The 10,097-nt window shown below is 63.1% G+C and carries 9 protein-coding genes and 1 pseudogene; 1 reads left to right on the forward strand and 9 read right to left on the reverse strand.

What is annotated here, in order from left to right; genetic code table 11:
• Positions 1–249: 249 nt before the first annotated feature.
• Entirely contained in the window at positions 250–765 is a 516-nt protein-coding gene (gene pal / locus GSQ79_RS14060) for a peptidoglycan-associated lipoprotein Pal (RefSeq protein WP_158809326.1), read from the reverse strand.
• A gap of 355 nt (positions 766–1,120) precedes the next feature.
• Here pal and GSQ79_RS14065 point away from each other — a divergent pair, with 355 nt between their 5' ends.
• The gene (locus GSQ79_RS14065) at positions 1,121–3,439 is read left to right on the forward strand and encodes an RND family transporter (RefSeq protein WP_158809337.1); all 2,319 of its coding nucleotides are present in this window, start codon (positions 1,121–1,123) and stop codon (positions 3,437–3,439) included.
• Between the two features lie 65 nt (positions 3,440–3,504).
• Here GSQ79_RS14065 and GSQ79_RS14070 read toward each other — a convergent pair whose 3' ends face one another.
• The 8 genes and pseudogenes from GSQ79_RS14070 to GSQ79_RS14105 form a co-directional block, all read right to left on the reverse strand.
• Entirely contained in the window at positions 3,505–3,993 is a 489-nt protein-coding gene (locus tag GSQ79_RS14070; protein ID WP_158809327.1) for a hypothetical protein, read from the reverse strand.
• Positions 3,994–4,143: 150 nt separating this feature from the next.
• The gene (gene trpS / locus GSQ79_RS14075) at positions 4,144–5,190 is read right to left on the reverse strand and encodes a tryptophan--tRNA ligase (RefSeq protein ID WP_158809328.1); all 1,047 of its coding nucleotides are present in this window, start codon (positions 5,188–5,190) and stop codon (positions 4,144–4,146) included.
• An 86-nt stretch (positions 5,191–5,276) separates the two neighbouring features.
• Positions 5,277–5,969 (reverse strand): SDR family NAD(P)-dependent oxidoreductase, encoded by a 693-nt coding sequence (locus GSQ79_RS14080; RefSeq protein WP_158809329.1) that lies wholly within the window; start codon positions 5,967–5,969, stop codon positions 5,277–5,279.
• Positions 5,970–6,001: 32 nt separating this feature from the next.
• Positions 6,002–6,982, reverse strand: a complete 981-nt coding sequence (locus GSQ79_RS14085; RefSeq protein ID WP_158809330.1) for an aldo/keto reductase — start codon at positions 6,980–6,982, stop codon at positions 6,002–6,004.
• 106 nt (positions 6,983–7,088) lie between these two features.
• The gene (locus tag GSQ79_RS14090; protein ID WP_246725326.1) at positions 7,089–7,355 is read right to left on the reverse strand and encodes a CCDC90 family protein; all 267 of its coding nucleotides are present in this window, start codon (positions 7,353–7,355) and stop codon (positions 7,089–7,091) included.
• Positions 7,356–7,394: 39 nt separating this feature from the next.
• A complete protein-coding gene (hslU, locus tag GSQ79_RS14095) occupies positions 7,395–8,699 on the reverse strand; it encodes an ATP-dependent protease ATPase subunit HslU (protein WP_158809331.1) in 1,305 nt (434 codons plus the stop codon).
• Complete coding sequence (locus GSQ79_RS14100) at positions 8,696–9,811, reverse strand: hypothetical protein (RefSeq protein ID WP_246725327.1); 1,116 nt, start codon at positions 9,809–9,811, stop codon at positions 8,696–8,698. Before GSQ79_RS14100 ends, hslU begins: the two co-directional genes overlap by 4 nt.
• Positions 9,808–10,097 (reverse strand): annotated as a pseudogene (locus GSQ79_RS14105) (HslU--HslV peptidase proteolytic subunit); the annotation flags it as partial. The gene GSQ79_RS14100 and the pseudogene GSQ79_RS14105, both read right to left, overlap by 4 nt.

The raw sequence follows: 10,097 nt of genomic DNA on the forward strand, positions 1-10,097 counted from the left end.
CAGATGCGAAAATTCAGCCGGGCACCGGGTCTTGCCCTAGCCCCGCGTCATGCTCATCGTCACGCCATGCGACCCCGAGCCGCGCAGGTCAGTGACGCGTGACGCAGAGTGACGCGAAAATGTGACGTCAGAGCGCGATTTTATGTGCCGGCCGGCAACAGCCCACGCCCCCGGCTGTCCCCCTCCGCTCCACGGAGGAGGATCCTCCCCTGCGAACCAGGACGTGGTGGAGGGGGACAGCGTTACAGTTTACGACTGGCCGCCGCCGATGACAGTGACCGCGCGGCGGTTCTGCGACCAGCAGGAGATGTCGTTGCAGGTGGCGACGGGGCGCTCCTTGCCGTAGCTGATGGTGCGGATGCGGCTCGCCGGAATGCCGCGGGCGACGAGGTATTCTTTCGTCGATTCCGCACGGCGGGCACCGAGAGCGAAGTTGTATTCACGGGTGCCGCGCTCGTCGGCGTGGCCTTCGACGGTGATCGAACCGCGATTGTACTGCTGCAGCCAGCGCGCCTGGTTGTCGAGCGTGGCTTGGCCCTTGGACGTCAGGTCGGTCTGGTCGCTTTCGAAGAACACGCGGTCGCCGACGTTCTGGGCAAAGTCCTCAGGGCTGCCGGGCACGGCCGAGCCATGGCCATAGCCGCCGCCAGCACCCATGCCGGCGAGGCCTTCTTCACCCGGCGTCTTGGCGCAGGCGCCGATCGTCAGGGCCGCGCAGAGAAGCGCCGCGAATTTCAGGTGCCCAGCATAATGATAAAGGCTCATGGCCCTGTCCTCCGAACCGATAAACGTTGCGCCTGTGGTAGCGTGCGATGGTTAAGCGAAGGTTCTGTCAACCTTGCTAGAGGCTTATTGCAAGCCGTTGCATTCGAGCAAAAGACGGCCATGGTTAACCGATGGTTGATGGCGGCTTTGCGGCGCAATTCCGAACCGGGCCCGGTTAATAGAGTCTGTTGCCGCCCTGGCACATATGAAAATCGATCCTATCTAGCCGAAGCGTACTCGCCGTTACGGTAATTAGCCTGTAACACGAAGCCATTAAGCGCTAAGTAGCACTCTTGCTTATCCGGAAGGCAGACTCATGACGGTCGAACGTGACGTGGAGACATCGGAGTCGGGCATGGGGACGCCGGATCGTGGTCTTCCGAGACTGGCGTTCGGCATCGAGCGCCTTGGTCTCGTGTCCCTCCGGGTGCCGTACCTACTTGCGATCGTCTTCGTCATTCTCGGCATCGGTGCCGTCTTCGGGCTGCAGCGTCTCAAGGTCGATGACTCTCTGAGCCAGCTGTTTCGCTCGAACACGCCGCAATTCCATCAGTACGAGGCTGTGACACGCGACTTCCCGTCGAGCGAATATGACGTTCTCGTCGTCATCCAGGGCAGCCAGCTGCTCGAACGCGACGCGCTGGAAAAGGTCCGCGACCTCGTCACCGACCTGCAGCTGGTGGACGGCACGCGCGGCATCATCTCCTTGTTCTCGGCACGCCAGCCGCCGGAGAACGGACAGATCCCGCCGCCGCTGTTCCCGGATCCGCTCCCTGAAGGCCAAGCCTATCAGGACCTTGTCGCCAAGGTCCGCTCGAACGACTTGATCCAGGGGAAGCTGCTGTCGGCCGACGGCCAGCTCGCGCTCATCGTTCTGGCGCTCAAGCCGGACGTCGCCTCGAGCCAGCATTCGGGCGCGATCGTCAAAGAGATCCGCGACACGATGACCAAGGATCTTGAGGGCACCAACCTCAAGGCGCAACTCGCCGGCGTCCCGGTGATGCAGCTCGAGATCCACGATTCCGTCGAGCGCGACCGGGTCATCTATAACGCCATCGGCTTCATTGCCGGCTGCCTCATCGCCATTCTTTTCTTCCGCCGCATCTCGTTCATGCTCGTCGCCGCCGCGCCGCCGCTCGTTGCCATCCTGCTGGCGATCGGGACGCTGGGCTGGCTCGACTTCCGCCTCAACATCTTTCTCAACGTGATGACGCCGCTGATCATGGTGATCAGCTTCTCCGACTCGATGCAGCTGACCTTCGCCATCCGCGATCGGCTCATCGGCGGCGCGAGCAAGCCCAACGCCATCAAGGGTGCGCTCGCCGTCGTCGGGCCGGCCTGCGTGCTCACCCACGCGACCGCCATGGTGTCCTTTGTGGCGCTGCTGTTCTCGGACTCCGATCTCATCCGGACCTTTGGCGAGGCCGGGCTGATCACCACCGCGATCGCCCTCGTCACCGTGCTGGTGCTGCTTCCCCTGCTCGCCGTCCTCCTGGTGCGCGGCGAAGCGAAGCTCGCGGCCTCGGCGCCGACGGCCGATGGCGGCATCAACGTTTTGCGTAATTTCTGCCGCTGGATCGCGGAACGGATGGTCAGCCATCCCGGCCTCTACAGCCTCATCGGCCTGATCGTCGTGATTATCCTGTCGGGCATCTACCTGAACCTGCAGCCGCGCTACCGGCTCGCCGACCAGGTGCCGAACAACGAGCAGGCGGTGACGGCCAACGGCAGCCTCGACAAGAAGCTGACCGGCGCCAATCCGGTCGACATCCTGATCGAGATCCCGCAGGGCGAGGACCTCTATTCGCCGACGACGCTGGCGACCATCGCCGCGGTGCAGCAGACGGTCGCGACGCAGCCCGGCGTCGGCAACGTATTCTCGCTGCAGACGCTTCGCGACTGGCTGGCGCAGAAGCTGGGCAAGAACGATGTCGACACCCTGAAGCAATATGTCGGCTTCCTGCCGAAGCCGCTGGTGCGCCGCTATATCTCGGAAGATCAGCGCGCGGTCCTCGTCTCCGGCCGCATTCCCGACATCGACGCCAGCCGGCTGCTCCCGACGGTCGATGAGCTAGACAAGCGCCTCGACGCCGTACGCGCCGAGCATAAGACCTACGGCATCGCGGTGACCGGGCTCGCGGTGATCGCCGCGCGCAACAGCGCCTCGATGATCGAGCGCCTGAGCCGCGGCCTGACGATCGAGATCGTCTTCGTTGCCGCCTTCATCGGCCTCGCCTTCCGCTCTTGGGTGGTGATGCTGCTGTCGATCCTGCCGGGGATCTTTCCGATCGTCGCCTCGGGCACCCTGCTCTACTTCATGGGCGAAGGGCTGCAATTCGCCAGTGTGGTGGCGCTGACCGTCTCCTTCGGGCTTGGCTTGAGCGCCACCATCCACTTCCTCAATCGACTTCGATTGGAGGAGCGCCCGGGCGAAAGCCCCGGCCTCTCGGTGGAACGGGCGACCATCCTGGTCGGCCCGGCGCTGATCTTGACGTCGGTGGTTTTGGCCTGCGGTCTCGCGGTGACGGCCTTCTCCAACCTGCCGATGCTGCGCCTGTTCGGCTGGCTCAGCGCCTTCGCGATGATGGCGGCGCTCACCGCCGACCTGCTGATCCTGCGCCCCACCGCGATGTATCTTCGCGGGCTGTTCGGGAGCAGCCGCTCCAAGATCTGATGCTGCTCACAAAAAAGCCCTCGGCCGCTTTGGCGACCGAGGGCTTTTATTGCGCTGAACGCGTATCAGCTCTTGGACATCGTCACCGAGACGTCGGTGATGTCGGTGCCGGTCGGGCGGATGTTGACCGACTGTTTGCCACCGCGCGCTGCGATGGCGATGCCTGCGGTGAAGCCGACGCCTTCGACGGTGGCTGAAATCTGCCTGGGGTCGATATGGCCGGTGATCTCGCCATTCGCACCGCGCGACGTCTCCTGCCAGTTACCGCTGATCGCACTGCCCGCAGCCTTGACGTTGGCCACCACGTTGAACGTGTAGCTGTCGCTGGCGCAGGTCAGGTTCTGCGCCATGGATTCGCCACCGCCGGACACTTCGTAATGCGCCTTGCAGCGGAGCCGCTCCTTGGTGCCGTTCTTTACGGTCACGGTGCCGGTGCCGGACCAGACACCGGAGAAGTTGGAGAAGGGCCCCTCGGCGGCCTGCGCGGGAACGAAGCCGGCCGAAGCCAATGCCAAAGTCGCGGCAGCTCCGATGAGGGTCGAGAATTTCATCATGATTTATATTCCTCGTGAAAGGCCAAGGTCAGGTTAGGCTTCGCGCGGGCAACCAAGCCCGCGCCCCTCGGTTCCAGCTGCAAGACGCTCCGATCCTCTGATTGATCCGAAACGCAACCGCTGTGACTTATAAGAAACAATATGCTTGTTTCAAAGTGATGTCTGGCGAACGAAGCCCAAAATATCCTTCACGTGATCGAGCGTCGGCTGCGCAATCGCTCTCGCGCGCTCGGCTCCATCACAAAGAATGGCATCGATATGGGCGGGATCCGCAACCAGCCGCTGCATCTCGGCCCCGATGGGGCCAAGCGACGCGACCGCCAGATCGACAAGCGCTCCCTTGAACGTCGAGAAATTGGCGTTGCCGTAGGTGGCAAGCACCTGCTGCTTGGTCTCACCCTTGAGCGCGGCGAAGATGCCGACGAGATTGTCCGCCTCCGGCCGCCCCGCGAGGCCTGCCAACTCCGACGGCAACGGTTCGGGATCCGTCTTGGCCTTGCGGATTTTCGACGCGATCGCATCGGCATCGTCGGCGAGATTGATCCGTGAATTGTCTGACGGATCGGATTTCGACATCTTCTTCGACCCATCGCGCAGGCTCATGACGCGCGTCGCCGGCCCCTGGATCAGCGGCTCCGGCTGCGGAAAAAACACCTCGCCCAGACCATTGGCGGCGATCGACGCCGCGAAATCGGTATTGAACTTCTGCGCGATGTCGCGCGCCAGCTCAAGATGCTGCTTCTGGTCCTCACCGACCGGAACGTGGGTCGCGCGATAGGCCAGAATGTCCGCGGCCATCAGCACCGGATAGGCGTAGAGCCCGATGGAAGCGGCCTCCCTGTCCTTGCCGGCTTTTTCCTTGAACTGCGTCATACGGTTCATCCAGCCGATGCGCGCCACGCAATTCAGCACCCAGGCCAACTCGGCGTGAACCGAGACCTGGCTTTGATTGAACACGATGTGCTTCACGGGATCGATGCCCGAGGCAATGAACGCCGCTGTAACCTCGCGGATGCTGGACTTCAGCGCGACGGGATCCTGCGGCACCGTGATCGCATGCAGATCGACCACACAGAACAGACACTCGTGGGTCTTCTGCAGGTCGACGAACTTGGTGATCGCCCCGAGATAGTTGCCGAGATGGAGGTTGCCGGTCGGCTGGACGCCGGAAAACACGCGCTGCGGAAAATCTGTCATCGCTTCAAGGCGGCCTCAGGTCGGAAGGAAGGAGCGCTTATCCCGCGTGGACCGGCGCTTGACAAGGCATCTGACCGGCGGGCGCTTTACCAGGGTAGCGTCTTGCCCTGATAGTCCAGAAAGACGCAGCCCGGTTTGCCCAACTGAGCAGCCAAAACGTTGACCATGCCCTCGACGCTTCGATCGATACTGATCGCCGCGCCGGCGCCCCCCATGTCGGTCCGGACCCAGCCCGGGTGCATCGCCACGATGGCGCGTCGCGGATTGCGCGCGGAAAAACTGCGCAGAAGCGTGTTGAGGGCCGCCTTGCTGGCGCGATAGACCTCGTAGCCACCGGTGGTGTTCGCCGCCACGCTACCGAGGCCCGACGTCATCGCGGCAATCACGCCGCGCGCGGGCACAAGGTCGACGAAGGCCTCAATGATCCGCATGGGCGCCAGCGCATTCGTCGTCATCACGGCCGTGAAGGTCGCGAGGGATACGGCGCTGACGGGCAGCTTGGAATCGATGTTGATGCCCGCCGAAACGAAGAGGAGGTCGAGCGTTTCAGAAGCAAGCCGTTGACGCAGTGCCGCGATGCCTGCGTCATCGGTGACGTCCAGATCCGCGAGGTCGAGACGCGCGCCGTGCTTCTGCTTCAGAGCATCAAGGGCACCGTTGGACGCGTTGCGTCGCGTCGCGATGACGCGCCAGCCGAGATCGAGGTAAGCCTCGGCCAATCCCAGGCCGAGACCGCGTGAGGCACCGATGATGATTGCGGTTCTGGACGCGTTCGTCACCGCGAACTCCTCTTGATTGCGCTGGCCGACGCTCAGCTGAAGCCGGTTGTCGCGTGCGGCACGTAGAGCGATTCGAGCGATTCGACTTCTTCGCTCGTCAGCTTCAGCGACAGGGCGGCGACGGCGTCGTCGAGGTGATGCGGCTTGGTCGCGCCGACGATCGGCGCCGTGATCTCGGGCTTGCTCAAAACCCAGGCGAGCGCGATCTGCGCCCGCGGCACACCCCGGGCCTTGGCGATCTCGCCGACCTTCTCGACGATCTTGCGGTCCGCCTCTTCCGTCTTGGCATAAAGTGTCTTGCCGAACTGGTCCGTCTCCAAACGGTTACTGGTTTCGTCCCAGTCGCGCGTCAGGCGACCGCGCGCCATCGGGCTCCAGGGGATCACGCCGATCCCCTCGGCCTTGCACAGCGGCAGCATCTCGCGCTCTTCTTCGCGATAGAGCAGATTGACGTAATCCTGCATCGTGGCAAACCGCGTCCAGCCGTTGGCATCGGCCGTGTAGAGCGCTTTTGTGAACTGCCAGGCGTACATCGACGAAGCACCGATGTAGCGCGCCTTGCCGGCCTTTACCACGTCGTGGAGCGCTTCCAGCGTCTCCTCGATCGGCGAGTCGTAATCCCAACGATGGATCTGGTAGAGATCGACGTAATCGGTGCCGAGGCGGCGCAGACTATGATCGATCTCGCTCATGATCGCCTTGCGCGACAGGCCGCCGCCGTTCGCACCCGGCCGCATCCGGCCGTGCACCTTGGTGGCGAGCACGATCTCGTCGCGCTTGGCAAAATCCTTCAAGGCGCGGCCGACGATCTCTTCGCTGGTGCCGGCGGAATAGACGTTGGCGGTATCGAAGAAATTGATGCCGAGCTCAAGTGCCCTCTTGATGAAAGGCCGGCTTTGATCTTCGCCGAGCGTCCACTCATGCGTCCCCTGATCCGAGACGCCATAGCTCATGCAGCCGAGGCAGAGACGCGAGACTTCGAGACCGGTCTTGCCGAGACGTTTGTATTCCATCGATTATGACTCGCTTTGGGTTGTCGCGCACGCAGCGTACTTTGCCTTACACCGAAGCAGGCGTCCTTACAGACGCTGCAAACGCGATCTAAGAAGAGCAAATGTTCTATTTTGCCATCGACCACGCAATGGTTAGGACGACACCGACGATCACCAAGGTTTGAAGACCCAGCGCGCCAACGATCCATTTCAGCAACTCGGTCTTTACGGCTGCAATCTCAACCTTCATGTCGGCGATGTCCGTTTTCGTCGCGAGGGTCTCGGTCCCAACGGTGCCGATAGTTTTAGCCAGCGTATCGGCCTGGGCAGCGGAAAAGTGCCCTTTGTCTTGAAGAAGCTTCGAAAATCTCAGGGTATCCACAATCAAGGCCATCAACATCCCCTCATGTTCGAAGACCCTAGCAAAAGGCAGTCACAAAATATATCGGCTCAGATCCGCGTTCCTGGCGAGGTCGCCGATGTTCTTCTCGACGAACGCGCCATCGATCACAATCGTTTCGCCGCCCCGGTCCGAAGCGGTGAAGCTGACCTCGTCAAGCACGCGCTCCATCACCGTCTGCAGCCGTCGCGCGCCGATGTTCTCGACGCTGGAATTGACCTGCACCGCGACTTTGGCGAGCGCATGGACCGCGTCGGCCGTAAACGCGAGATCGACACCTTCGGTCTTCAACAAGGCGACATACTGCTTGAGGAGGCTTGCCTCCGTCTCGGTGAGGATGCGGCGAAAGTCATCCTCGTCGAGCGGCAGCAGTTCGACGCGGATCGGCAGGCGGCCCTGCAGCTCAGGCAGGAGGTCGGAGGGCTTGGCGACGTGAAAGGCGCCGGACGCGATAAAGAGAATATGGTCGGTTTTCACCGCGCCATGCTTGGTGTTGACCGTCGTGCCTTCGATCAGCGGCAGCAGATCGCGCTGCACGCCTTCGCGGGAGACGTCGGCCCCACCGCCGCGGCCTTCGCGCACGCAGATCTTGTCGATCTCGTCCAAAAACACGATGCCGTTGTTCTCGACCTCGTGGATCGCCTCCTGCACGATCTGGTCCTGGTCCATCAATTTGTCGCTCTCTTCGGCAAGCAACGGTGCATGCGCCTCGCTGACAAGAAGCCGCCGCGGCTTGGCCGGGCGGCCCTTGCCAAAGATGTCGCCGATGTTGATGGCACCCATAGCGGCGCCCGGCATATTGGGCAGCTCGAACATCGGCATCCCGCCGCCGGCCTGCGCGAACTCGATCTCGACTTCCTTGTCGTCGAGTTCGCTGGCGCGGAGCTTTTTGCGGAAGCTGTCGCGCGTCGCCGGCGAGGCGGTCGCCCCGACGAGCGCGTTCAGCAACCGCTCTTCCGCCGCCTGCTCGGCGCGCGCGCGCAACCCCTTGCGCTTGGAGTCTTTCACCATCGTAATCGCGGTCTCGAGGAGATCGCGAATGATCTGCTCGACGTCGCGGCCGACATAGCCGACCTCGGTAAACTTGGTGGCCTCGACCTTGAGAAACGGCGCGTTGGCCAGCTTGGCAAGCCGGCGCGAAATCTCGGTCTTGCCGCAGCCGGTCGGTCCGATCATCAGGATGTTTTTGGGCAGCACCTCTTCGCGCATCGCACCCTCGAGCTTGAGGCGGCGCCAGCGATTGCGCAGCGCGATGGCGACGGCGCGCTTGGCATCCTTCTGGCCGACGATGAAGCGATCGAGTTCGGAAACGATTTCGCGCGGCGAAAAATCACTCATGAGGCGGATGCAACCAGAGGGTGGGGGAGTTTTCGCGCAAGCGCGGGAGGAAGAAGCCCGAGAAGCGTCCGGCGCAACGGATGCCAGCCCGCACTCAGCAACAGGATGAACCCGCCAAGCGTCAGCAGCACCACGGGAATCAGCAGGCTGGAGCCGCTGAAGCCGAGCGTCTTGATCAAGGCGCCAAAGGCGATCCCGGCGTAGAGAAGACCCGAGACCAGGATCGCGCGCCGGTCGATGATGACGGCGACGATCCCGATGAGAAGAAACACCGCGAGCACGCCGATCGCGCCTGTCGTCGTCGGATCGCCATCGAGGCCGTGGAGAAAGCCGCGGATCAGCGTATGGACGATGAGCGGCGCCGCGAGCAGATGCAGCCAGAACGCAATGTCCGTCCGCCGCGTTGCACGCGACGGGTCCGAGAGATCGAAATACATCGCCAAGGCAAACGTGAGCAGGCCGCACACCAGCACCAGGCCGTTGAACACCGGTCGCGACAGATCCGGCGTGATGCTGACGACGACGCCGAGCGCCACGATGCCGAACGCCGCCATGCCGGCGGCGATCGTGATCGGCACGCGGAAGCGATAATAATGCAGGGCTGCGAAGCCCATGGTGCCGAGGCCCGCGAGGATCAGGGCGGCGCCGTTGGTCGTCGGCAGCATCCAGACATTGTCGGAGATCGAATTGACGCTGGCCGGTAACAGGATGGCGAATGTGTAGGCCAGAACCTCGAACGCGCCGACGACGAACACGATGAGAAGCACGATGCTGGGCAGCGCCTGACGCCGCCGGCGCGTGAAAAACTCTGCGAGCAGCCAAGCCGCGCCGGCCGAGGCGGCGAAGGCCATCGTCAAACCGGCCTGTTCATCCATGATGTAGAACAAAGCGCCGATGAACAGCGCGATGCCGATCGTGACGAAGATGTCGGCGAAGCCGCTGATGAATCGTAGCGCCTCGTCATCCGCCTGTTCACGGGGAAAGGCGTCCGCAGGCGCCGGCTGCACGGAAAGGGTCGCGATCTCGCGCTCGATCCCGTGCAGCGCCTCAGCCTGCTCCGCCGTCACGACGGCGCGCTCGACGGCGATACCAAGCGCCCGATCCGAAATCATGATCCGACGCTTTCGACGATGACGTTGCCGTTGGTATAGACGCAGATTTCGGCGGCGATCGCCAGCGACCGGCGAACGATCGCCTCGCCGTCCATCGCGCTCGGCAACAAGGCTCGCCCGGCGGCGAGAGCGTAGTTGCCGCCGGACCCGATCGCCATGACGCTACCGTCATCGGTCATCTCCGGCTCCAGCACGTCGCCGGTGCCAGTGAGCACGAGGCCGACCTCTTTGTCGGCGACGAGCATCATCGCCTCGAGCCGGCGAAGATAGCGGTCGGTGCGCCAGT

It is taken from the genome of Beijerinckia sp. L45 (assembly GCF_009765775.1).
In the GTDB taxonomy this organism is placed as follows: Bacteria; Pseudomonadota; Alphaproteobacteria; order Rhizobiales; family Beijerinckiaceae; genus RH-AL1.

What these genes read in the sequence shown, in the direction of transcription:
- GSQ79_RS14090 (WP_246725326.1), bottom strand. Translation starts at nt 7,355, where the DNA reads ATGGCCTTGATTGTGGATACCCTGAGATTTTCGAAGCTTCTTCAAGAC.
- GSQ79_RS14065 (WP_158809337.1), top strand. Translation starts at nt 1,121, where the DNA reads ATGGGGACGCCGGATCGTGGTCTTCCGAGACTGGCGTTCGGCATCGAG.
- pal (WP_158809326.1), bottom strand. Translation starts at nt 765, where the DNA reads ATGAGCCTTTATCATTATGCTGGGCACCTGAAATTCGCGGCGCTTCTC.
- GSQ79_RS14085 (WP_158809330.1), bottom strand. Translation starts at nt 6,982, where the DNA reads ATGGAATACAAACGTCTCGGCAAGACCGGTCTCGAAGTCTCGCGTCTC.
- hslU (WP_158809331.1), bottom strand. Translation starts at nt 8,699, where the DNA reads ATGAGTGATTTTTCGCCGCGCGAAATCGTTTCCGAACTCGATCGCTTC.
- GSQ79_RS14100 (WP_246725327.1), bottom strand. Translation starts at nt 9,811, where the DNA reads ATGATTTCGGATCGGGCGCTTGGTATCGCCGTCGAGCGCGCCGTCGTG.
- trpS (WP_158809328.1), bottom strand. Translation starts at nt 5,190, where the DNA reads ATGACAGATTTTCCGCAGCGCGTGTTTTCCGGCGTCCAGCCGACCGGC.
- GSQ79_RS14070 (WP_158809327.1), bottom strand. Translation starts at nt 3,993, where the DNA reads ATGATGAAATTCTCGACCCTCATCGGAGCTGCCGCGACTTTGGCATTG.